Source organism: Pseudoalteromonas sp. J010 (assembly GCF_003934235.1).
GTDB lineage: Bacteria > Pseudomonadota > Gammaproteobacteria > Enterobacterales > Alteromonadaceae > Pseudoalteromonas > Pseudoalteromonas peptidolytica.
Window position 1 is genome coordinate 18,708 of record NZ_RDBW01000019.1, and the last position, 24,503, is coordinate 43,210.

Sequence of the window (24,503 nt, forward strand, 5' to 3'; positions counted from 1 at the left end):
TCCCAAGTTAACAAGATTCAGAAGGCACAAGAATATGATACAGCTAACAAAAATAAATAAAGTTTTTCGTACAGAATTGGTTGAAACTTACGCGCTAGAGGACGTCTCGCTGGTAATTGAGCGCGGTGAGTTTGTGGCCATTATGGGGCAATCAGGTTCAGGTAAATCTACTCTACTGAATATTATCGGTATGCTAGATCAGCTTGACGGTGGTGAGTATATTTTTGATGGTAGTGACATCAGTCACACGACAGAGGGACAATTGGCGGATATTCGCAAAGACAATATTGGTTTTATTTTCCAAAGCTTTAACTTGATTGATGAACTAACAGTATACGAAAATGTTGAGCTACCTTTGGTATATCAGGGAGTTGCAAAAAAGGAGCGTGAGCAGCGTGTCACTGCGGTATTAGAGAAAGTGAATATTGCTCACCGTAAAGATCACTACCCACAACAGCTTTCCGGTGGTCAGCAGCAGCGAGTTGCAGTTGGACGAGCCATTGTCGCCAAGCCAAAAATGATTTTAGCGGATGAACCAACTGGTAACCTAGACTCCAAAAATGGTGAAGAGGTGATGGGGTTGCTGGCTCAACTCAATCAAGAAGGCGTGACAATTGTGATGGTAACGCACTCTGAGCACCATGCAAATTATGCACACAGAACGATTCACGTTTTGGATGGGCATATCGTTTCCAGCCAAATGCAGGAGGTACGTTATGCTTAAAAACTATCTCTTGATTGCGTATCGTAGCTTGCTACAACAAAAGCTTTATTCGGCTATTAATATTTTGGGTTTGGCGATTGGTCTTGCAATTTGTATTAGTATGGCAATTTTTGTTGAATCTGAGCTTGGCTACGACAAGTTTATCCAGGATCACGAACAAGTGTATCGTTCGTCAGTAAAGTGGATGCCTCCCAGTGCGCCTGAAATCTATTATGCTCAGGGGCAAGTGTTTAATGCCCAAAACTACAAAACACATTTTGAAGAAGTCGTCGATGCCACTCGATTTAGACAGGTGACGGTAGCACTTGGTGAAGGTAGGGAGAGCTTTATTCATGAAGGTGTACTGCTTGCTGATGCGAACTTTATAGACTTTTTTTCTTTGCAAGTACTACATGGTAATGGCCAAACTGCACTCAATAATCCTAATTCCATCGTGCTAACAGAAGCTGCCGCAGAGCTTTATTTTGGCCGCACCTCTGTTGTTGGCGAAGCGTTATTAGGTGATGGAAAGTTACCTTTGAAAGTCACTGCGGTTATCAAAGATTTACCACAGCGCACTCATTTGAATGTGTTTGCACTAATCAGTATGGAAACGGCAACAACTTATTATGGTGATACCAGTTGGCAGCGTGACCCAAGTTTTAACTATTTCACTTATGTTAGGCTTGCTGACGGCGTGTCGGGGCACGACGTAGAGGCAAAAATCCCAAGTTATTTAGAGAACCGCTACGGCCATGGTGCAAGTGACACGTTAGACTTTACATTAATGCCTGTCAGCGATATTTATCTTCACTCTCAAATGTATGGCGAGATGAAAGAAAACGGTGACATTAATACGGTATATTCATTTAGTGTGATATCGGCACTTATTCTTTTTATTGCTTGTGTTAACTTTATGAATTTATCTACCGCGACTGCTACTAAGCGAGCAAAAGAAGTTGGGGTGCGTAAAACCTTGGGTGCAAAGCAGCAGCATTTGGTTGTACAGTTCATCGTTGAAGCGATGATGTTAAGTTATATTGCGTTGATCATAGCCGTGGCACTGGTTGAGGCTTGTTTACCTATGTTCGCAAGCTTTATTGGTAAACCACTTAGTTTTGATTTTTATTCACAGCCCGTTATTTTAGCTATTCTATTGCTACTAGGCTTTGTCGTTGGGCTCATTTCAGGTTCGTATCCTGCTTTTTATCTGAGCGGCTTTAAACCCGCCAAGGTACTCAAAGGAGAAATCACACAAGGTAGGTCAGGGGCACTGTTACGCAAAGGGTTGGTGGTGTTCCAATTCAGTGTTGCCATCGTGCTTATTATTGCCACTGTAGTGTCAAACCAACAATTAAAATACGCCCGAGCGATAGAGTTGGGCTATGACAAAGACAACACTTTTGTACTGAATCGTCTCTATACCGATATTGCAAGCCAGCAACGCAGTGCACTGAAGACAGAGCTGCTCTCACATCCAAATATTAACAGTGTAACGGCAAGCTCTGCTGTACCAACACAAAGCATAGTTGATGCCTTTGGAATGGTTAACCCTAAGACTCAATTATCGCAAACTATGCCTACTTTAGCAGTCGATGAAGATTACTTTAGCAGCTACAACATCAAACTACTGACTGGCCGTGGGTTTAGCCGTGATTTTCCTGCAGATATATTTACTCTGCCTAGTGAGACCAATCCACACCCTCACTTTTCTGTTGTGATAAATGAAAAAGCAGCGCAGAGTCTTGGGTTCAGCTCTGATGAGGCTATCGGTAAAACGTTTGAAGTGAGATTAACTCGACACTCAAGTGCAACAGCGACCATCATTGGCGTCACACAGAACTATTACTTCTCGTCGCTCAGAACAGAAATAAGTCCAACCTATCACTTGTTAAGGGAAGGAGAGGGGAATGCGATGGCAATTAAATTCCGAGGAGATGCCTCGCTTATTCGCGATTTTATAGAGGCGACTTGGCGTAAGCTGATACCCGAGCAACAGATGGAGTTGACATATCTTCAAACTGAGTTTGAACAGATGTATCAACAAGAGGATAAAGAAATCACGGTGTTTAACTTGTTTTCTCTCCTTGCCATTTTCATTGCGTGTCTTGGACTTTTTGGCCTTGCTTCTTTTACAACGAAACGTCGGACAAAAGAGATTGGTGTGCGTAAAGTGTTGGGTGCCTCGGTGATGGACATTGTCTTATTGATCAACAAAGAGTTTTCAAAACAAGTCTTGATTGCAAACCTGATTGCTTGGCCGTTGGCATACATTGTGATGAGAGAGTGGTTGAATAATTTTGTTTATCGCATTGAGCTATCTTTTGTCCCATTTTTGGCCGCTGCCGTGATAGCCTTTGTAATTGCTTGGGTGACAGTAGGTTCTTTAACTATGGTAGCTGCGCAGGCAAGGCCTATCAATTCATTGCGATATGAATAAAAACGTTAAGGCCTCACATTAAATGAGGCCTTTTATCTGTTTGCGCCGCAGACTTTGTTTTTTCCGCCATGTTTTGCTTCATACAGTGCATCATCAGCTTGTTGTACCAGCGAGGCGGCTGACTCGTGATGGCTTTGTGCATTGTAAGTTGCCACTCCAGCGCTGATGGACGCATAGTTAAAAGGGGAATGCTTGTGCTCGATTTTGGCATCGAAAAAATGCTTGATAATACGCTCAGTGATCTTAATTGCCGAGTCGTACGGGGTGCTTGGGAGTAAAATTACAAACTCTTCGCCACCGTAGCGGTACACGGCATCCATTGGGCGACGGATATGGCTTTTGACAGACTTAACCACATGCTTTAATACGTCATCTCCCATAAGATGTCCATATTCGTCGTTGTACAGTTTGAAGTAGTCAACATCAAGCATAATAACACTCAAAGCATGCTCGGCTCGCTTTGCACCGCGATAATGTTTTTCAAGATCTGACTCAAAAAGCCGACGGTTAAATGCTTTTGTTAACCCATCAACATAAGAATATTCTCTTAGCTGATCAGCCTGTTTTTTGTACTTTAAATGGGTTTTTACGCGGTTTACCAGTGTTCGAGCAACAATAGGTTTACTGATAAAATCGACCGCCCCCGCGTCCCAGCACATTTCTTGCTGATTTTCTTTTATATTTGAAGTAACAAATACAACCGGAATTTGCGCTGTGATCGGATCCTTTTGCAATTCTTTGCAGGCGTCAATACCGGTGATCCCATCGAGCATCCAATCCATTAGGATTAAGTCCGGCAGAGCAAGTTTAATATAATCAATGGCTTTTTCAGCGCCTTCAAATGCAACCACTGTGCACATGTCCTCAAGGCAAGCTGTTAATACTTTTTGTGTCAGCGGGGAGTCTTCAATAATGACTACGGTGCAATCATTAAGCTCAGTCACTTCTTCAAACATTGTGTTGCTCTACTCCTACGCGAGGCTGCCAATTATGATGGCTCAAGGTTGAATATAGCGTTAAACCTGCTTTGCTGCTATGTCAACGTCATACCAAGGTTGTACCTTAATCAAAGTATACGCTTTATTCATGAATTAAAACACTTTTATAACAAAAAAGCGGTTTTTGCTTGAATAAATGGTGATTTCTACTATACAAAAATATACGTGATTTAAAGGAATAACGATGACAAATTCAGCCCCCCTCGCCAAAGCAGAGCGGTTTGTTGGTGATGACTCGCTCTCTGATCTAATCTTCGACAATATTCCTGACTATGCCTTCATTAAAGATGACAAGTTCAGGATTGTGAAAGCAAATGACGCTTTTCGTTCAATGTACCCAGAGTCTGCCCGTGAAAAAATTATCGGCTACACCACTTTAGAGTCGTATCACCCTGAGGAGGTGGAAGCGTTTATCAAAGACGACAAGCTTGCATTTGCTAGCGGATATGCCGAATGCTATGAGACGGTAACCTTTCCAGATGGCGGCGTACGTACACTCTTTACTCGCAAGAAGCGATTTTATGATGCTAATGGTGCTGCGTTTATATTGGGGCTCTCGAGTGACGTTACCGAGCGAGAGCATTTGGTTGCGCAGCTCAAACGCTCAAATGACGCATTAGATGAATTTGCATATATAGCTTCACATGACTTAAAAGCACCACTCAATGCGATTTCAAAACTAGTAACTTGGATTGATGAAGACTATGGAGACGAATTACCTGAAGGGGCAAAAGAAAACTTTGCGTTGATCCAGCAGCGCGTCTCTAGAATGAATAAGTTGTTGCATGACTTGTTGATATATTCACGGGTTAATCGCAAGCATAGTGAATGCGAAACTTTTGAATTTAGTGAGTTTTCACAAGAAATTTATGACTCAATTGATATCGAATCAACGCTAACACTGCAATGTGCGTCACTAATGGTCACTTTACCAAAAACAGCCCTTGAGGTTGTCACGCGAAACCTGATCAGTAACGCACTGAAACATCACCATTGTGAGAGTGGTAATTTGATCATAGRCATCAAAGAGACGCCAGAATTATACCAGTTGCATTTTACTGATGATGGCCCCGGGATCCCCAAAGAGTATCGAGAAAAAGTATTCGAAATGTTTCAAACACTCAAACCCCGAGACCAACAAGAAGGCAGTGGTATGGGGCTCGCGATTATTAAAAAAGTACTAGATTATTATGGTGGTAGCATTGAGATATTAGATACAGATGTAGGCACTGAGTTTGTAATTAAGTGGCCAAAAGTAGACACCAGAGTGAATCCTATTTAGGCGAATAAGAGATGCAGAATAACGATATTACAGTGTTAGTTGTTGAAGATGACGACGTTGATTATATGACAGTAAAAAGAAGCTTTGCAAAGCGCAAAATCATGAATCCTATGGTTAGAGCAATTGACGGCGTTGAAGCACTCGAATTACTGCGAGGTGGCCAAGTTGATTACCCGTTTATTATTCTTCTTGATTTAAAGATGCCACGGATGGGCGGGCTTGAATTTTTAGAGAAGTTAAGAGCGGATAGTCAGTTACAAGAAACGGTGGTATTTGTGCTTACTACGTCAAAAGACGAGGATGACATTCACCACAGCTATGCAAATAATGTTGCCGGTTATTTTTTAAAAGAGCAGGCCAGTGACTCGATGTCGAGTTTAGTGGATATGTTGGATGGGTATTGGCGGATAGTGCAGTTTCCGGCAAAGTAAATGGTGCATATATGAATATATTGCTGGTCGATGACGATATTGTTGATAGGAAAATGATCCGCCGCTCTTTAATAAAGGGAGGTATTGAGCATCAACTTACCGAAGTGGAGAGTGTTGAAGAGGGGATAATTGCTATTGAGCAGCTTTCGTTTGATTTGTTGCTTCTTGATTACAATATGCCAGCAAAGAATGGCTTAGACCTATTGATAGAGCTGAAACGGATTAACCATATTCGAGATCTAACTATCGTTATGATCAGTAATGCGCAATCTGATGAGCTGGTATTAAAGTGCCTTGATTTAGGGGTTCAGGATTTTTTATTAAAAGAAGAAGTCACAGCCTCAATATTGAGTCGCTCAATTATTCAAGCGAGAAAGCGCTTTGAACTTGAAAGCCAGCTCCACAATAGTTACTTACAAGTAAAAGAAATGGCTGAGCTGGATGCGCTCACCGGCTTGTATAATCGTTATTACTTTGAAGAAACTTGTCAACGGCTGATGCAAGCAGGCAAAAGTCGATATAGCTGTGCTGGGGTTTTGATTGTAGATATTGTTGATTTTAAAAAAATCAATGACCGGTTTGGTCATGAGGCAGCCGATCAATTGCTGGTTGAGCTTGGTGCAAGCTTTAAGCGGCATACCAAACCCGAAGATATAGTAAGCCGTTTTGGGGGAGATGAGTTTGCTTGTTTGCTGGTATCTTGCGACAACCCATTACAAATAAAAATTGAGGCAGAAAAGTTAATAAAGCTATTAAGTCGTACCTATTCTATTATGTCTATGGATATTCGCTGCCAAGTACGAATGGGGCTAGCGCTTTATCCTCTAAACGGTAAGCGAGCAGATGACCTTATCCGCTTCGCTGATATTGCACTTTTTAGATCGAAATCAGCTAAGAGCAGTGCGGCATGTATATTTGAAGATAACATGCAGACTGAGTTTCAAATGAAATATAACGTTGAGCAAGACCTAAGAGGAGCAATCGACAAACAAGAGCTCGAGCTTGCATTTCAACCTATCGTTGATATTCGCCAAGGGAAGGTGGTATCACTTGAGGCGCTGATCAGGTGGCCTACTGCTCAATTCACTAGCAGTCCGCAGGAATTTATTTTGGTAGCGGAAGAGTCACGGTTAATAGAGCCTTTAGGAAAATGGATTATTGAGCATGCGATCTACACATTAAAACAAATTAACTCGAAATTCGGCTATCCGATCCGTTTAGCCATTAACCTTTCACCGTTGCAGCTGGTGGATATGTCCTTACCTGCTTTTATCAATGACTGTCTTGAGCGTGCAAACATGGAAGGGGGGTTATTCACATTCGAGCTGACCGAAACCGCGCTGCTTAATGACAGTGAGCGAGTAATGACTAGCTTAAATCGCATTAAGGATATTGGTTGTAAACTTGCTTTAGACGATTTTGGTACCGGTTATTCGTCTATCTCTCACCTGCTAAATTATCCAATTGATATTGTAAAGGTAGACAAATCCCTCACCGATAGAATAGAAGCAGATGAAATGGGGGAAAGAGTTTTCTTTGGCTTGATAAATATGTTGAAAAGCTTGCAGTTAAGTATTGTGGTGGAAGGTGTTGAAAGGTATCAGCAGTATTATGCTTGTAAAGAGGCTAATGTTGATAAAGTTCAAGGCTATTATTTCTCAAGTCCTGTCTCTGAGTCCTCAGTTATTAATACTATAAGAGCAATAAACAAAGATCTCGCCAGAGAAGTAGATGCAAGACGTTAACGGGTAAACCAGTGAAGTACTGGTTTACCTGCCGATCAGCTATTAAATCAAGAAATGCTTAGGCACCTGGTCCGCACTCTAAACAATGAGCGATAATGTCGGGTCCAAACTTTAGATTGGCATTGAGGTTACGAAGCGCAGTTCTTAAGCCTTCTTCTATCACTGGATGATAAAACGGCATCTCAAGCATTTGTGGTATTGTCATCTTATTTTGCAGCGCCCAAGCCAGTAAATGAGCGATATGCTCAGCCGCAGGGCCAACAAATTCAGCACCTAAGAATAGCCCAGTCCCCTGCTCAGCATAAACGCGCATATGTCCTTTATTTTTTAACATGACTCGACTGCGGCCTTGATTTTCAAAGCTCACCTCGCCGATGGCGAAACAGCCACAATCACCGTATTGTTTTTCTAGCTCCTTGTAACTTGCCCCTACCATCGCTATTTGCGGATCGCTAAAGACTGCTGCAAGTTTGGCTCGGCGTAGTCCGACTCGAACATCCGGAAAGCGACCGGCATTTTCACCTGCAATGGTGCCCTGATCCGCAGCTTCATGTAACAATGGGATTTGATCACTGGCATCGCCAGCAATGAAAATGTGCGCGTTACCTGAGCCATCAAGGCATTGCATAGTGTGTGGGTCAGCTATAGGAACGCCTCTACTATCGAGTTCAAGGCTTGTATTTTCTAGCCCCAAATTATCAACATTAGGAACTCTCCCCGTGGCAGCTAGCACATAATCAAACTGCTCTGTTTGTGGGTAACCCTGCTTATCTATATAGGTGAGTTCGGCTTTATCGCCCACTTGCTTCATCTGTGAGACGTTGGCATCGGTATCGAGATAAAATTCATTGCTAAATACAGTAGTCGCATAATCTTTCACAATGGGATCCGTCAAAGGGCCAAGGCCTTTGCCAACGCCAAACACTTTGACTTTCACACCTAGGCGGTGCAGTGCTTGGCCAAGCTCTAAGCCAATTACTCCAGGTCCAAATACAGCGACAGAGTGTGGCAGGTCGTCCCAGTCAAATACGTTGTCATTAAAGACTAAGCGTGTTCCAAAGTTATTAAACGCCTCAGGGTAACTTGGTCTAGAGCCTGTGGCGATGACGAAACGTTTGGCTGTGATCTGCGTATGCTCATCTAATTGTACCGTGTGATTGTCTATGAATTTGGCTTTACCTTGGAGTTTATCGTGCTCAGGTAATTCATCAACGGCATCCACAACAAAGCCTACAAAGCGGTCACGCTCGCTTTTTACTCTTGTCATTACTGCTTTGCCATCAATTGTGGCTGGTGGTACTTTTACACCGAACTTTGGCGCAGTTTCAATTTGATGTGCAGCTTCTGCTGCTGCGATTAGTAGCTTACTGGGCATACACCCAACGCGAGCACAAGTAGTTCCATATACACCTGATTCGATCATTAATACTTCTGATGTATATTTCTTAGCATTTCTATAGGCGCTAAGACCAGCAGTTCCCGCACCAATCACGACTACGTCAGTGTTTATCTTTTTCATTTGTTGATCCCAAAATTTGAAAGTGTAAACCCCCTTGACAATATATGATTCACTGTCTTATTTGCTCGTGTTGGGGGGCGCAGTATGACTTGATATCTGTATATACCAAGTCACTGTGTAATAAGGTTATTGAAGTTATTTACGCAAAATATTCGGCTAAGTCGTCTGAGCCACCAATATGCTTACCGCCAATAAATACCTGTGGTACAGTTTCACGTCCAGACAGCGCTTTAAGGCTGGTTAGTGATGCTTGTTGACCTAGTACTAACTCTTCGTATGCTAGCCCTTTTTCCGTTAGTAATGCCTTGGCTTTTTCACAGAACGGACAGCCAATTTTGCTGATAATAGTCACGGGTTCAGGCTTTATTTGACTAGGGTTAATATACTCTAACATGGTGTCTGCGTCTGACACTTCAAATGGGTCTCCCGGCTTTTCTGGCTCAATAAACATTTTGTCAATCACACCATCTTTAACTAGCATTGAATAGCGCCAGCTTCGTTTACCAAAGCCTAAATCATTTTTATCGACTAACATCCCCATGCCGTCAGTGAATTCGCCATTACCATCAGGGAGTAGCGTTATATTTTGCGCTTCTTGATACTGGGCCCACGCATTCATTACAAAGGTATCATTCACAGATAAACATACAATTTCGTCAACGCCGTTTTGCTTAAATACACTCGCAAGTTCGTTATAGCGAGGCAGGTGAGTCGATGAACATGTTGGTGTAAATGCACCTGGTAATGAAAACACAACGACGGTTTTACCTTTAAAGATTTCATCGCTGGTGATGTGCTTCCACTGATCATTTTCTCTGATTGGGAATGTAACCTGCGGTACGTGTTGACCTTCAATATTCTTTAACATTTTGCTTTCCTTCTTAAGTTGATGTGGCTAGTATGCCGAGAGTTTTTCTATTTGTATAATTGATTGTTTTGATTGAATCGTACAATAAAATAGATTGGTTGGGACTTTGAGCACCGTTAACTTTGATCTACTTCATGAACATTGTTAATCTGAATTTTGGATAGTTGATGCCCACCTTGTTGCAAGTGTAGGCGCTATTTTAGTGAGAGCAAGCTCTCCTTTTCGTGCCTTGGTAGGAGAAGTTGTTTGCTTCTTGTCCAAAAATTCAAGTTAGGCTTTTTAGGGAATTAGAATAGTAGATGAAATCACATTTTGAATTAATGGCAGATTACAATCGCTGGATGAATGAAAGGATGTTTGAGGCAATTGCACAATTAAGCGACATTGAATTACACCAACCTCGGGGGGCTTTTTTTAGTTCTATCATAGGGTCGTTAAATCACATTCTTGTTGCAGATGTTATTTGGCTCAAACGATTTTCTACAAGTAGCCATCAATTCAAAACATTGCATCCATTACTAGATATGACATTACCATCAAAATTAGACGACCTGCTATATGATGAGTTTGCGACCTTGAGGGCTGCGAGGGTAGCAATGGATGAAATCATTATAAATTTTGTTGAAGAGGTAACAGATGAAGTCCTAGCAACAGAGCTTCACTATCAGAACACAAAAGGTAAGACTTTCGCTCGCAAATTAAGCTTGTTACTACTCCATTTATTTAATCATCAGACACACCACAGAGGACAGGTAACAACATTGCTTAATCAAATCGACATCGATATGGGAGAAACTGATTTATTGGCACGGATCCCCCAGTGAATTAGGCTCATCTTCAATCGCTAGTTGGTGTCACTAGTAACTTTTATAAGTCTCAAACCATCATAAATGTCCGCACAGCAACAATGTGGCTGATGGTAATAAAGTAGGACTCATAATATTGCAGCTCAAGGCTGAACAGGTTATACCATGTGCCTTAATTAAGAGCTCTATTTTGAGGCGAGAAAATCTTGTCGATAACATCGTTTCTGCGTCCTGCTAGTGCCAAGATACCTAAGTATATGTAGGTAGGCAAAAATTTTGCTATTTAGTATTTTTAAATAAGAAGCTTTTAACGTAGTTAGCGCCAGGTTTACTCCTTAGCGCTAACTGCGTTGAATTCACTTCCAATAGCCAGCTATTGGTGCATAAATTCGCCTTGCCTACAGGATGTAGGTACCTTAGCGAGAGCAGGATGCGGGAGCGGTGTTTTCCCTAAAACTCTCTGGCTAGGCAGGGGAAAAACTAAGTTGTGCTTTAGCAACAATGAGTTGGAACATTTTTTACCCAAACCTCAGGTTACCTAGTAGGTATTAACTATGGGGGTGAGAGGAGAGGTATGCCTTTAATTCCCTGACAAATTCGCTGCCAATTTCATGGTGGATAGCTTTTATCTTTTCGGCGCATAGGCTGCTGTTGCCGTCCATTGCAGCATATTCTAGCTCCTGTAAATAGTCTGCTAATAACTCAGCACCGACTGCTTTTGCTGAGGTTTTAAGATAGTGCGCTTCATCTTTCAAGCGCTTTAAATCGTTATCTTGATACGTTGCCCTCATTTTTGCAAAGCTCGATTTTGATTGAATTAAAAAGTCAGTATAAAACTTTTTAGCCGTAATAAAGTCATCGCCGATTAGTTCGATCAGCACATTAGGGTTGAGGGTTTTACTCATAACTTTAATTCCATCTTTAGCCATTTACCCAATGTACTTTGAAGCTCTGTTAATCTGACAGGTTTGCTGACATAGTCATTCATACCACTATCAAGGCACAACTTTTTATCACCCTTCATTGCAGCACCAGTTACAGCAATGATGGGAGTTGGGTCGAGCGTGTTGGCAGACTCAAATGCACGTATCAACTTAGCAAGCTCGTAACCATCAAGTTCAGGCATGTGACAATCAGTAAGCAATAACTGATATCTTTGTTTTTTAAACATAGCTAGCGCTTCGCTGCCGTTGTTGGCAATATCGCACGATAATCCGAGCTTATTTAACTGCTTGACTAGGAGCTTTTGGTTAAATGGATTATCTTCAGCAAGTAAAATATGAACGGCTGTCTTATTGTCGACAGCTGCGCAGCCGCTTTGAACAGCAGCATCTTGATGTAATAAAAACTCATCAATAGCGCTGAAATCGCTCAAATTTTCTAGCTCTGTTACTTCACATTGCTTTGTCTTTTCAGCGAGCTTTTCTAACAATTGCCTTATTGAATAACATGTTTGAGGCGATACGGGTTTGGACGGTTGAGATAAAGGTGGGCAATTAGCAGCAGACCGCATTGACCGCTCATCAACAAACAGTAATGTCGGCACTTGATAACTATCTATATTACTGCCGGTATTGTTTTTACCAACGATAACGTGAACTAATGCGCAATTGTTTGTCTCTTCTATTTGCTCTATTGCATCAATAGCGACTAGCTTATGGCAGCAATGTAAACATGCCTGATAAAGTTGTTTAAGCGTTACTTGGCTTTGCCACGAAATATCACAAAACCAATATAACGTTTCGAAAATCTTATTTTTTGGTTGCTCAGGACTTGCTTGCCAAACGGGAATACTAATAGTAAACGTAGAGCCACTACCTAATTGACTTTCCAATGCCACTTTGCCACCCATTAAATCGATTAGTTTGCCGCAAATTGCAAGTCCCAACCCTGTTCCACCATATTTCCTCGTGGTGGAGCGTTCTGCTTGTGTAAAGGGGGTAAACAGTTTTTTTTGTACTTCAGCTGCGATGCCTATACCGTTGTCTTCTACCTCAAAAATAAGGTGAGACAACGCGACGCCTTCAGACTCCCAATGAACCGATATTTTGACAAAAGCCCCCTCGTCACGCTCGGGCATGCTAAATTTGATGGCATTACTAAGAATGTTAAAAATAATTTGCCGAGTACGGTTTTCATCACCTACCACCTCTAGTGGAAGGCTCTGATCTTCAAGTACAAGGAGCTGTACGCGATGCTCTTTGGCATGAGCCTCGAATGTCTTAAGAATATTGTAAATCATTTTCGAAGGTGAAAATGGGTAGCTTTCGAGCTCCATTTTTCCTTGTTCCACTTTGGCGAGATCTAAAATGTCATTTAAAATGGCAACTAAGTTATTAGCAGAGATCTGTGCTGTTTCTAACAGCTCTTTGTTATCTTCATCAAGCTCTGACAATCCGATTAAGTCTAGCGAGCTGATAATGCCATTCATAGGCGTTCTTAGCTCGTGGCTCATCATTGATAAAAAGTCGGATTTGGTGCTGTTTGCTTGCTCAGCCTTGCTGATTGCCGCTTGCAAGTCTGCGGTACGTTCAGCGACGCGTTGTTCCAATTCTTGATTAATGTGCTGTAATTTCTTTTGCGCGATATAAACATCAGTTTGATCGATAACCACACCGTCGATACGAACAGGCTCTCCAGCTTCATTTTTCCCTACTACACCTTTAGCATAGACGACGATAATATCTCCATCATTGAGCAAACCACGATAACGTTGTTCAAACACTTCACCAGTTAATAGCGAGTGTTCAAGTGCTTTGATAACACGAGGCTTATCTTCAGGGTGTAAGCTTTGCTCCCACTGACTTAATTGACCTATAGCATCTTCTGGAAGTTTGAAGATTTTATTCGCTTGATGATCCCAGCTCCAAAGCCACTGCTTTGAAACTCTAGTCGCTCGCCATGTGCCTATTTTTCCTGCTTGCATTGCCAGGGCTTTACTTTCTTCTGCATCATGCAAAGCACTTAACATGTCTTTTTCGTGTGTACAATCTGCCAAAATACCATATATGCTATGGGTACGAACGCAGTATTTTACTTGCTCGCCTTTTAACTCAAACCACCTCAGTTTTCCTTTAACTTCAATCCTAAATTCAAAGTGTAACATCAAGCCAAGTTCTATATGGTGTGATAAAAATTCAGTAAACAGTGGCCGGTCTTCATCATAGATCATGTCTTGTAGTGATCCCCAATCCAAAGCTGCTGACACAGGTAAGCCAATTAGGGATTTAAATTTTGGTGAAAAATAGGCACTTTTATTGACCAAGTCGTAACACCAAGCACCAAGGTTGGCGCTATTTACAGCGTGCCTTAAAATTCGAGTTTGCTCATCTTCCAATGGGTTCTGGCAGTAATACATTGTTAATTCAGCAATATGCACAAATATTTCATCGCTTTTTACATCATAAAAAGACAATAAAAATTGTACTGTTGGGGAGCCGCGAAGTGATACCTGTATGAGTGCACCATCCGACAGTGAACGATGCTCGGTGGTACAAGAAGGAAATATGAATAAGTCTTCTAAGCGTTGGTTGATAAGTGTATCTGGACGGTGGAGTAACTGCTGGGCCACAGTAGTCGAGTGGCTCACCTTCCAGTCAGCTGTTACGATCAGCACAGGCATGCTATTTTTCAATGCTGTTAACATCTTATCCTCCTGAGTTCCCCTCAATAATATAGCAGCTTATTGGTGTGTTGCTTATGTTATGGCTGTGTTGAGAGGGGAAATAGGTGGTTTTCATATCTCCTGAATTTATTGCATATATAGGAATGAGATTTTAGTTGGATTTATTAATTTTGAAATGTATTATAATAAATTAAAAACTTTATATAGGATATTTATGCTTTTAACTGGTTATTTCTCAAGGCTTCTTATTATTTTTATATCTTTTTTCTCGTTCTTTTCTTACGCATTAGATAAAAACCCAGATGGACTTGTAAGTTTGTGGAAGCTAGACAATGCTCAGGCTGTTATCGACTCTGTTGGTGAAAATCACGGTACATTTTACAATGGCCCTGTAACTACGCAGGGGAAAAATAATCTTGGAATAAAATTTGATGGTGTAAATGATACCGCTATTATACCTGATAGTGAAAGTTTAAACTTTGGTAATGGTGATTTTACCGTCGCGTTTTGGGTTAAAAAGCTCCAACCTACAACGAGTAATTGGAACCGATGTGCCGCAGTTAATAAGTGGCACAGCGGAGATAAGCCGGGAACAAATGAGTGGCATTTATCTATCTGTAGCGGTAGAAGCTCCAAAGGACTTACATTTGGAGTTGAAGTAGACAAGCAGTCCGTCAGCGTTAGAGATTATGAAGCGCTTACACTCAATGAGTGGTACTTTATTACAGGTGTGCGTGAAGGTGAATATATAAAATTATATAGAAACGGTGAGTTAAGAGGTACTGAGTATGTGGGGAATGGCTCAATAGCAGATACTAGCAGAAGGTTACGGTTTGCAACGTGGGAAAAGTCGACTCTATATAGTCACAGCGCATCAGTGTTGGATGATGTTCAAATATATAGTAGAGCGCTTAGTGAAACTGAAATTGCTCGACTTAGTCAAGGTGGTCTTTTTGCTAAAAGCACTTTGCAGCTATGTGAGAGTCAATTAGATTCAGCTAAGTTGAGTATCAATAGTCTTAGTACTCAGGTTTTCACTTTAAGAAACTTATCTAACATTTTAGAAAATAAAGTGGCGTCATTAGTTAATGAAAATGACAGCCTAAATAAAACAATTTCGGAATTGACTCATACTACTCAAAATCAGCAGCAAGAAATTACAGAGCTAGAAAATAGTAATATGTTACTGTTAGAGGAGAGTGCTCAAAAAGATGTTCATATATCTACACTTAATCAAGAAATATTGAATCTAAAAGCGGAGCTCGCGGCGTTAAAAGGTGAGTAATCGGAAGTTGATGAAATAAAATAGCCGAAGATTTGTAAAAAATGAGTTAATATCTAGTTTTAGTTGCACAAACGGTGCTCATCTCATAAAAAATAAATCTGCGTGATTTAACGGGATAACCAGAAATAAGTATTTTTGGTTATCCCATTACCTACACTACTTCTACATCTAGTCTTTCTGCGAGTAATTGACGCTCATTGTTGAGGCCTCGATAATCTCTTAGTCCAGCGATTAATGCTCTTAGTAATATTGTATCTGGGTTGCTGTTTTGTAATTGGTTTTCTAACAGTGTGAGGGTATGTTCAACTATTTTTCGCTTTGGTTCGGATAGCTTCAGCTTTTGCGCTTTATTTTTGAGCTGAGAAAATGCTTGTTGAACTTGTTGTTGTTGTAGCTGCTGCTTTTTCGCTTCAATTTCTTTGAGTGAAGGAAGGTCTTTTTCGGTCAATACGGGCGGTAGACCATGCTTTGGTAGCTGTGTACAGATTGAGTCTAAGCAAGATACAACCCAATTGACCAGCTTTTCAGTGTCAAAGTCAATTCCCTCGACAACCGAAAGGGAAAGGTAATTAGCGATTATTCCGTCTAACGTCATCGCCAAGTCGGTTTCCCAGCGTTGAATTTGCTCACCATATTTCTCCCTCAAAAATCCTACTTGTAAGGTCAACCAAGTCAAGCGGAACTCTTGGTAAAACATGAGTAGGCTGTGGTTCAAACTTAGAGATTCCTCTTGTAATAACAGGTTAAACATCGCCTGATATTGCTGTAAATCTTCATGTTGAAAGCGAATTTGTTGCCGCAGTTTTTCGTCGGGGGTGAGTGTGGCGTTTTTCAAAACCGTGGTTATTTTTTCCAGTAAGTTGTTGGTTTGAATTTGAAATACAGCTAATAGTAGATCTTCTTTTGACCTGAAATGCAAATAAATAGCCCCTTTTGAGATCCCTACGGAGTCGGCGATAGTTTGCATGCTAAACGCACAATCTCCTTCAGAAACCAACAGTGCTTCTGCACACTCCAAAATTAGTTTTCGCTTATCAGACATCATGCCTCCTGTAATCGTAAATAGTATACAGTCAAACTAAAAATGACCAATAGGTCATTTTTAGTTTGACTGAGATTGAAATTTGTTCAATTATGTTGCTATGAAATCAACAGGAATATACAAACATGAATAGTACAGCATCATTAATTCAATTAGTGCGTCGTACAAGGCCTAGTGGGCTGTTGTTGTCGACACTTTTTGTAGTGACCTTGATGTCTAGTCTTTTAGGGTTGTTAGTCCCGCTACAAACGAAAGCGCTACTAGATAAGCTGAGTGAGACAGGGACGTTTACCAATGAACAAGCGCTAGTTTTGCTCGCGGTGTTAATAGGCTCTGCGATCTTAACTGGAGTAATGACTTATATTATGGGAAAGATTGGTAATGAGCAAAAACGCAAGTTGCGTGCAGATTTATTTAACCACATTATTGCTTTACCTATGTCATTCTTTGATAACACTCGGGCTGGAGAGCCTGCAAACCGTATCGTGAAAGATACAGAAATTATTGAAAATCTGGTGAGTGAGCAATCAGTTTCATTTCTTTCTGGTGTTGTGTCATTACTGGGGTCTTTTATTATTCTATGGCTTCTAGATTGGCAAATGACGATGGTAATGCTCGGGGCTGTTATGGTGAGCTTTATGCTGATTTTACCTTTTTCAATGAGGCTCACTATGCTTTCAAAGCACCTACAAGATACGGAAGCATCTTTGTTAGGGCGACTAACAGAGCTGTTTTCTAATATTCGACTACTCAGAACACAATGTGCGCAAGAATTTGAAATTAATAACAATAATAGCCAGTTAAATGGGCTTTATAATACCGCAATGAAAGAGCATTTCTTACTTGCTACGATTGGTTCATTAGTCAATTTGGTTATTATGGGGTCTATTGTTTTGGTACTAGGGTTTGGTGCTTCACGCGTTGCAACTGGAGCGATGACACTTGGTGCTTTTGTCGCTTTTATCATGTTTTTATTAAATATAGTCTTACCTATGGGTCAGCTAAGTATGGTAGTCGCCGCATTCAATAAAGCAAAAGGCGCTGCTATTCGGATCAATGAGATATTGACTACTCCTTTACAAATAGAAGAGGGGGTAAAATTAAATTTGACCAATGAGTCAATCATTGTCAGGGAGCTATCTTTTGGTTACCGTGATGACAAAATGATATTTGATACATTGAATTGTAAATTCTTGGCTGGAAAAACGACAGCCATTGTTGGAGCATCTGGCGCAGGTAAGTCTACTTTGTTTGCATTGCTACAGGGCTTTTATCAGGCTAAAAGTGGATGTATCGAAGTCGCAGGTTCAAATTTGAATGAGATAGACAAAGAGAGTCTTAGATCACAAGTTGGGTATGTGGCACAAGACAGCCCACTATTGTGTGCGACAATATACGAGAACTTGGTTTATGGTGCAAAGCAACAACCAGAACCGGAGCGACTTAGGCAGGCTATTATTGATGCCGATCTCAAGTATTTTATCGATACCCTGCCAGCAGGGCTTGATACTCAAGTTGGTGAACGCGGCGTGACTCTATCAGGAGGGCAAAGGCAGCGTATTGCGTTAGCGCGAGCATTATTGAAGGAGCCAGCTGTACTTTTATTAGATGAAGCAACAGCTAATCTTGATGCGCATACGGAAGCTGCTATTCAACTTGCATTACACAAAGCGCAAGCCGGCCGAACTACGATTATTGCTGCGCACCGCTTAAGTACAGTTGTAGATGCTGACAATATCTTGGTAATCCAAAATGGAACAGTTGAATCACAAGGTAAGCACGATGAATTGATGCAAAGCAGTGAGTTTTACAGCCAACTGATAAGTAAGCAGTTCGGATTAAAAACAGACAGAGACATCACTGTAGCTTGCTCTTAAACTGTGTACCTGTTTGTAATTAAACTGCGAATACACATCTGCCCCCTTACTATAACAAAGCTTTCGCGTTTGTTTTTGAGGGGGCATCACTCTACTTTAGTATTTGGTAATTATTTTGTATTAATTTTTATTTTAGTATTGGTTCTTTTTGGTGGTTTGTAATACAGTTAACATGATAAACAACCTCTGCCTTAGATTAAAGTTGCTTTAGTAGGTACGGTATATTTGAGCTTGAATATTTTTATGAGTTAAACAAGTTCATATTTTTCGGCTGGTTGTAAAGGGAAGAATCACCAGGAGGGTAAGCTATTTAATTGATACGTATAGGTTTGCTTATGTCTCGTAAAACTTTACACCCTAATTCACGTACATCATTACCTCTTGTGCTGCTCATGACCGTGTTGTTGTTAGTGTTTACGTTTTTGCATTTTCCTTAATGAGTAGAAGCTACCTAAAATGCCGCGTAGAGTACACCTCCAATCGCTTTTCATCTCGATATAACTCGAGCTTTTTCAAGTGTCGACGCCATAGTGAAATTAGCACATCGTTTCGGTGCCTCTATTAAATTTATACAGTTAGATACAGAACCAAACTGGAGTAAACTTGGGCGGAATACGTAGTTTACGATTCAAACCTCAGCTCCAATAAGTCAACAAAACAACCTCAGCTGGGCTTGTCCCACACTTTGTAACAGTTTTTATATCGTCAAATTTAATATTTAAAACAAACGCTTATGGTTCTTTGTTAGTCGGGTAACGTAATTCAATTATTTGGTGGTGTAATTCTGGCCGCGATAATTTGCTTATTGCTCCCAACTCGGTATAGTTTAACGCTGGCCAAATAAAGTAAACCTGAGCTTGGGTAGTAAACGTATTTTTAACACCAAACCGCCATGACAAACTGGTTGTATTGGTAGCAAAAGGTGACGACTTAGTTATGCTGTCAGACTACTTGCTCAATTTGAGGGAGTAAAATTGAGGCTTGCTACGTGAAAAGCTTTTTGTTTGGGACCACTAAATAGCAACTTTTAACCGTGCTTAAATGGGCATAAGTACGTTGGCGAAAGCAGCAGTGGTTGGATGTGATCAATATGCTTGCTTTACCTCAAAATAGTTTATTTAAGTAAATTGGTATAAAACGCATTTTAGTGAACGAAAGTGCTGTTTAAAGTGAGCTTTAATAACAACGTTTTTATTACCTCTTTACCTTAATCTCAGGTTAGGAAAATATCGTCCATATTATATGGACATCATAAAATAGGCCTTAGTTTTCAGAGGCAGGTATGCAATTAATTCAGCTAAAATCAGATGATCCACAAGTAATGTCGGTGTTTTCTGAAATAGATAAGCTTATGAATAGCTTATATCCAATCGCAAGTGCACAATCTTTATCGGTGGAAGAGATCAATCAACCTAATGTCTACGCTGTTGGTTTACAAAATGATGACGGTATAGTTGCTTGTGGAGCTATCGTTAAGCAGTTTGATAAAACGCTTTATGGCGAGATTAAACGGCTGTACGTAAAGCCGAGCTATAGAGGGAAGGGGCTATCCAAACGGATTATGCAAATTTTACTTCATTACGCTGGTGAAGCGCAAATTCCACTTATTCGCTTAGAAACAGGTTCAAAGCAAACAAGTGCTATCAACTTGTATGAAACTTTAGGTTTTGAGCGTTGTGAACGCTTTGGTATGTATCGCGACAACCCACTTAGTGTGTTTATGTCGCTATCCCTAAATACTGGCAACTAAATGGTAGGAAAGTGGTTAACGTAACCGCTATTACGTTAACCATGTTGTCAACGTTGCTTAAACTAAAGTTCCATATTTGGTGTGGTTTTTATGGCTTTGATTTTTGCATGAAGATAGTGACCTCAGCCATGACAATCCCAAACTTTTCGATATAAGAGCGATTAATGAGTGTTGATTGGTCGAATGACCACATCCAATCATCAAATTTAACCTCATAGCTCGTGTCTCCAACAGGGAGATCCATTCTGTATTGCCAATTCATGGCGTTGCCAAATGTACCACCGGTTGCTTTATCAAGAATATCACCAGCAACGCCGGAATATTGATTCTCAGCTTCTTTACTAATGGTCCAAACTCTTGTTTTTACACCGTCCCCGAGTAGGTATTCAAAATATTCGTCGAGTACGAGCTGGCCGCTGTTATTGATTGAGCCTTTGATCTCTACGGTGAACTGTTGTACTAAATTTCCATCTCTGTCTTGAACTATGCCCCAGGCCTTTACATCTCCTAAAAAGAAGTCATAAGGGTCAAATTTTGGCGTCAGTGAGGTGTATTTAGCCCCCTCAATTCCTGTACTACATGCGGTTAAAAACAATATTATCAGTGAACTAAAAATTAAACGCATAATTATCTCCTTAGGCCTAACAGCTCGTTGCGCATTTGCGGCTCTGTGGTTTTTTCACCGAGCCAGATATTAAAAAACCACGTGGTAAAAGCTGGGTCTTTGACTTCGCCTATCAATTCGTTGTTGTGATAGAACAGAGTATGGTCTTGTGCTGTTTTAATTCCAAGAAGCACCGTTTCATCTTTCACATCAGGGAATATATTGTTCATTATAGTGAGCCACTGATCACCGAGCTCAACATCATTAAAGCCTTGTTTTTGCATTTCTTCGAGAGAACGTTTGGCAATGTCTTCACCATTTAATGAGCGAAGGTACTGCAACTTGAGTGCGAATGGTTGGGTGGCGGAAAAGTTACCTTGGGTAGCAAAAAGACTCGCGTCATACACATCCCAAAAAAGATATGTCATGCGACTAGTTTGACCAACTTGTTTTGGGTTTTCGATAAAGTTTGCTATTACATCTTCACTGGCAGTGGCTAACTTGCTAAATAGCAGCAACAAAGTAAAAAGGATCGTCCTTCGCATTGATTTTCTCCAATTTCAACAATGCTAACCTTTACGTATGAAAGGGTTGCTTTGTTCACTTTGGTTGCTTGCCTGTCTCATTGTTATCTTTTCATATTATTTGTTAAGCTGGATGAAACCTGATTATTGGAGTAACAATGAACATCTCTATTCGCCCTGCCAAAATCACAGATGCAGAAACCATCTTACACTTTATCAATGAGCTGGCTGTGTATGAAAAAGAGCCTGATGCTGTATTGAATACCGTAGCTGAAATTGAAGATAAGCTATTTGGCACAGATGCCAGAGCACACAGTGTGATCTGCGAGTCAGAAGGGGTCGCTATCGGCTTTGCCGTTTACTTTTTTAATTACTCTACATGGCTCGGTAAACACGGCTTATATCTCGAAGATTTGTATGTCTCTCAAGATAAACGTGGCAGTGGGGCAGGTAAAGGGATCATGAAGTATTTAGCACAGTTAGCGTTAGAGAAAGGGTGCGGTCGTTTTGAATGGGTAGTACTTGATTGGAATAAGCCGTCAATAGACTTTTATGAGAGTATCGGTGCTAAAGCCCAGAGTGAATGGATTATTTATCGTTTATCAGGACAGGCGTTGCTCGATTTTGCAAAAGACGAATAGTCTGGGTGCTGGACAAGTTGTGCTCTCTTTAACGAACATCTTATATCATACCAATTTGACTTAATACCTGCTCAATTTTAAGGAGTAAACCTGACGTTAGCCGCGTTAAAAATTTCTTATTTAGAACAACTAAATAGCAAAATTTTTGCCTTGCCTACAGGACGTAGGTACCTCGGCGTGAGCAGGACGCGGAAGCGGTGTTATCGACAAGATTTTCTCGCCTCAAAATAGACCACTTAATTAAGAAAATTGGTATTAAGTAACCTGAGCTGCGGATAATTAAATGCTTTTCTAGCAGCCAGTGCCTGCTTGTACCTTGGCCAGAGAGGACGTGGAAGTGGTATTTCCCCTAAATTCTCTGGCTAGACAAGGAGAAGAATGAGATGTGCTGTAGAAGCAATAAGCTAAAACATTCCTCATCCAGTCTTAGGTTAAATAAAATACAATGAGTGTTCTGATATTTTTTACGGATCACCAGACCAACTTAGAGATCCTCAGTTAGGTGAAGCCGTTAATGTTTATGCCGTGTCTCAGTGTTTATCGACATGGCCTAAGTCACGTGAAGGGTCTAACAAATCACGAACCTTTCGTTTTAATATTTTGGCTTCAGGGAAACCACCATCAGCTTTACGGCACCAAATTAATGTATTGTCGTAATAGATTTCAAATACGCCTTTACTCGCAGGAACCAAGGCTACTTGCTGAAGGTCGTCAGAAAAAGTTGATAGCAGCTCTTGGGCTAGCCATGTGGCTCTGAGCATCCATTGACAGAGCACGCAGTAGTGAATAGTGATAGTGGGTTTATTCATAGTTGACTTTACTTCTGATTGTTTGTGTATGTGCCTGTGCTGAGAGTTGCATTGAGGCTAGCTTGGGTAAGTTTATCAGACTCCCTGCTGAGCGTCATAAGCAATACTAGAGTGAACGTGAGGCAAAGTGAGCAGTAATATAATTTCTATCAATATAAATTGACTAGACGCTTACTCACACCTTGAGTTATGTAATGCAGTAGATTGCAGGAAAGTAAAAAGTACGAGATGAAAATAATAACGTCGAGAAAAAAACGGGGGGATTCCCCCCGCAATTATCCAGGGAGACCTCAATGTTAAGGTCAAACTATAAGTTACGGAAAATTTACATGTTAACAACCCATTTGTGTTGAGCTGTGGTCAAATCGTGACGAATGTTGCTAATTTAGTGATTATTTTTATAATTAATTAATCTTTTTGTTAGGTTAGCGTTCCATTCGCTCCTAGTACTGAACTCGCCTTGAATCGCCGAGCGCTGAGCCAAGGTAAGCGCCGGATGCCATATTGAAAAAATAAGGACGATACGGTCTTTGTCGCCACCATTATGTGCCATGTGTAAGTACGAGTCGTCAAATATCGTAAGAGAGCTGTCCTGCCATAATACACGTTCGCCATTGACTTCTAAGTAACACGCATCTGGTATATCAATTGCCAAGTGAACGGTCAAACTATGATTAGAAAGTCCATAGTGTGGTGTAATTGTCTGTCCTTTTGCTAACTTTGAATAGAATACTTCATAAGGTGTATTTGTTAGGCCGTAGCATGGCACATTCTCAAGTGCTTGCTTTAACTTTGGAAACTGACTAGAGATTGCGTGGTTTTCGCTGCCATCTTTAAACAGAGAAAGCGCTTGCCAATTATCGCTATTAGCGAGCTTTGGAAATTCATTCTCATATATTTTGCCGGATAAATAAGGGGTTAAATGCGAAGAAAGCGATTGAATTGCATGTTTATACTCAGTAATTATGTCGGGCACACAATCCATAAACTCCTGATACCAAGAAAATGTTTCAGCAGGCCATATAGGCCGAGCATCGAGATCCGTTACATAGAACAAATGTGGTGCTTGAGGTGTTGTAAAGGGAGTGCTGGAGTATTGTACCCATCTGGCCGCTCTGTAGCCTTTGGGGACAGCGAGGTTACGCTCCATACACTGCCAAGCGTTTTTAAAGCGCTCTACCGTTTGTGGCGCCATATTATTTGGAAGCTGTAGTTGTTTAAAATTGCCAGTTAACCTCTCACACAGTGCGTAACAAATTAACGCTGTATGTTCTTCGCCCCGTTGCTCAAGTAAATTGCCAAGATATAAGTAAAGTAAATAATTGTTTGGTGCGAGTTCAAGGCATTGAAAATAGGCAGCTTCACTTTCTTTGAAAGCCTCGATTTGCTCTAGAATCACGGCGACACGATAGCATAACTCAGCATTGTCTTGATGCTGTGATAGTAAGCTACTTAATAGTGCTGGCCACTTAGTTTGTGGTTCAATATTCAAAATCGGCTGTAGCAGAGCGTCGATGTTGAGCGTTTGAGCTGGCTTAGTTGTCATTAAAATAT

General features: G+C 40.9%; 20 protein-coding genes. 10 read left to right on the forward strand and 10 right to left on the reverse strand.

Annotated elements, in window-relative coordinates; translation table 11 throughout:
• Nucleotides 1-34 precede the first annotated feature (34 nt).
• Both EAG18_RS11515 and EAG18_RS11520 read left to right on the forward strand, forming a co-directional pair.
• A complete protein-coding gene (locus tag EAG18_RS11515) occupies nt 35-724 on the forward strand; it encodes an ABC transporter ATP-binding protein (RefSeq protein WP_125252532.1) in 690 nt (229 codons plus the stop codon).
• Nucleotides 717-3,143: an ABC transporter permease gene (locus EAG18_RS11520; RefSeq protein ID WP_125252533.1), complete on the forward strand. Its 2,427-nt coding sequence runs from the start codon at nt 717-719 to the stop codon at nt 3,141-3,143. The genes EAG18_RS11515 and EAG18_RS11520 overlap by 8 nt, the downstream gene beginning before the upstream one ends.
• 32 nt (nt 3,144-3,175) lie before the next feature.
• Here EAG18_RS11520 and EAG18_RS11525 read toward each other — a convergent pair whose 3' ends face one another.
• The gene (locus tag EAG18_RS11525) at nt 3,176-4,099 is read right to left on the reverse strand and encodes a diguanylate cyclase (RefSeq protein WP_125252534.1); all 924 of its coding nucleotides are present in this window, start codon (nt 4,097-4,099) and stop codon (nt 3,176-3,178) included.
• A gap of 226 nt (nt 4,100-4,325) precedes the next feature.
• On the opposite strand from EAG18_RS11525, the gene EAG18_RS11530 reads away from it, so the two are divergent.
• Genes EAG18_RS11530 through EAG18_RS11540 form a run of 3 tightly spaced genes read left to right on the forward strand, consistent with a single transcriptional unit; the run spans nt 4,326 to nt 7,599 of the window.
• Nucleotides 4,326-5,423, forward strand: coding sequence for a PAS domain-containing sensor histidine kinase (locus EAG18_RS11530; RefSeq protein ID WP_125252535.1), 1,098 nt, complete (start codon nt 4,326-4,328; stop codon nt 5,421-5,423).
• 11 nt (nt 5,424-5,434) lie between these two features.
• Nucleotides 5,435-5,854, forward strand: a complete 420-nt coding sequence (locus EAG18_RS11535) for a response regulator (RefSeq protein ID WP_125252536.1) — start codon at nt 5,435-5,437, stop codon at nt 5,852-5,854.
• A gap of 11 nt (nt 5,855-5,865) precedes the next feature.
• Complete coding sequence (locus EAG18_RS11540) at nt 5,866-7,599, forward strand: EAL domain-containing response regulator (protein WP_125252537.1); 1,734 nt, start codon at nt 5,866-5,868, stop codon at nt 7,597-7,599.
• A 58-nt stretch (nt 7,600-7,657) separates the two neighbouring features.
• Here the strand turns inward: EAG18_RS11540 and EAG18_RS11545 are convergent, their stop codons facing one another.
• Both EAG18_RS11545 and EAG18_RS11550 read right to left on the reverse strand, forming a co-directional pair.
• A complete protein-coding gene (locus EAG18_RS11545; RefSeq protein ID WP_125252538.1) occupies nt 7,658-9,118 on the reverse strand; it encodes a dihydrolipoyl dehydrogenase in 1,461 nt (486 codons plus the stop codon).
• 139 nt (nt 9,119-9,257) lie between these two features.
• Complete coding sequence (locus EAG18_RS11550; RefSeq protein ID WP_125252539.1) at nt 9,258-9,986, reverse strand: glutathione peroxidase; 729 nt, start codon at nt 9,984-9,986, stop codon at nt 9,258-9,260.
• Nucleotides 9,987-10,285: 299 nt separating this feature from the next.
• Here EAG18_RS11550 and EAG18_RS11555 point away from each other — a divergent pair, with 299 nt between their 5' ends.
• Complete coding sequence (locus tag EAG18_RS11555) at nt 10,286-10,810, forward strand: DinB family protein (protein WP_125252540.1); 525 nt, start codon at nt 10,286-10,288, stop codon at nt 10,808-10,810.
• 530 nt (nt 10,811-11,340) lie between these two features.
• On the opposite strand, the gene EAG18_RS11560 is transcribed toward EAG18_RS11555, so the two are convergent.
• A complete protein-coding gene (locus EAG18_RS11560; RefSeq protein WP_125252541.1) occupies nt 11,341-11,697 on the reverse strand; it encodes an Hpt domain-containing protein in 357 nt (118 codons plus the stop codon).
• On the reverse strand, nt 11,694-14,438 hold the full coding sequence (locus EAG18_RS11565; RefSeq protein WP_125252542.1) for an ATP-binding protein: 2,745 nt from the start codon (nt 14,436-14,438) through the stop codon (nt 11,694-11,696). Before EAG18_RS11565 ends, EAG18_RS11560 begins: the two co-directional genes overlap by 4 nt.
• A 193-nt stretch (nt 14,439-14,631) precedes the next feature.
• Here EAG18_RS11565 and EAG18_RS11570 point away from each other — a divergent pair, with 193 nt between their 5' ends.
• Nucleotides 14,632-15,702, forward strand: a complete 1,071-nt coding sequence (locus EAG18_RS11570; RefSeq protein WP_185745591.1) for a LamG domain-containing protein — start codon at nt 14,632-14,634, stop codon at nt 15,700-15,702.
• A 151-nt stretch (nt 15,703-15,853) separates the two neighbouring features.
• Here EAG18_RS11570 and EAG18_RS11575 read toward each other — a convergent pair whose 3' ends face one another.
• Nucleotides 15,854-16,744 (reverse strand): TetR/AcrR family transcriptional regulator, encoded by an 891-nt coding sequence (locus EAG18_RS11575; protein ID WP_125252544.1) that lies wholly within the window; start codon nt 16,742-16,744, stop codon nt 15,854-15,856.
• 125 nt (nt 16,745-16,869) lie between these two features.
• Here EAG18_RS11575 and EAG18_RS11580 point away from each other — a divergent pair, with 125 nt between their 5' ends.
• Complete coding sequence (locus EAG18_RS11580) at nt 16,870-18,621, forward strand: ABC transporter ATP-binding protein (protein ID WP_125252545.1); 1,752 nt, start codon at nt 16,870-16,872, stop codon at nt 18,619-18,621.
• Between the two features lie 1,282 nt (nt 18,622-19,903).
• The gene (locus tag EAG18_RS11585; protein WP_125252546.1) at nt 19,904-20,371 is read left to right on the forward strand and encodes a GNAT family N-acetyltransferase; all 468 of its coding nucleotides are present in this window, start codon (nt 19,904-19,906) and stop codon (nt 20,369-20,371) included.
• Between the two features lie 88 nt (nt 20,372-20,459).
• Here the strand turns inward: EAG18_RS11585 and EAG18_RS11590 are convergent, their stop codons facing one another.
• On the reverse strand, nt 20,460-20,996 hold the full coding sequence (locus EAG18_RS11590) for a DUF3833 family protein (RefSeq protein WP_125252547.1): 537 nt from the start codon (nt 20,994-20,996) through the stop codon (nt 20,460-20,462).
• Nucleotides 20,997-20,998: 2 nt separating this feature from the next.
• Complete coding sequence (locus EAG18_RS11595; protein ID WP_125252548.1) at nt 20,999-21,520, reverse strand: chalcone isomerase family protein; 522 nt, start codon at nt 21,518-21,520, stop codon at nt 20,999-21,001.
• A gap of 137 nt (nt 21,521-21,657) precedes the next feature.
• Here EAG18_RS11595 and EAG18_RS11600 point away from each other — a divergent pair, with 137 nt between their 5' ends.
• Nucleotides 21,658-22,140 (forward strand): GNAT family N-acetyltransferase, encoded by a 483-nt coding sequence (locus tag EAG18_RS11600; RefSeq protein WP_125252549.1) that lies wholly within the window; start codon nt 21,658-21,660, stop codon nt 22,138-22,140.
• 530 nt (nt 22,141-22,670) lie between these two features.
• Here the strand turns inward: EAG18_RS11600 and EAG18_RS11605 are convergent.
• Together EAG18_RS11605 and EAG18_RS11610 are read right to left on the reverse strand one after the other, a co-directional pair.
• A complete protein-coding gene (locus tag EAG18_RS11605) occupies nt 22,671-22,949 on the reverse strand; it encodes a SelT/SelW/SelH family protein (protein WP_125252550.1) in 279 nt (92 codons plus the stop codon).
• A gap of 385 nt (nt 22,950-23,334) precedes the next feature.
• On the reverse strand, nt 23,335-24,495 hold the full coding sequence (locus EAG18_RS11610) for an aspartyl/asparaginyl beta-hydroxylase domain-containing protein (protein WP_125252551.1): 1,161 nt from the start codon (nt 24,493-24,495) through the stop codon (nt 23,335-23,337).
• Nucleotides 24,496-24,503 lie beyond the last annotated feature (8 nt).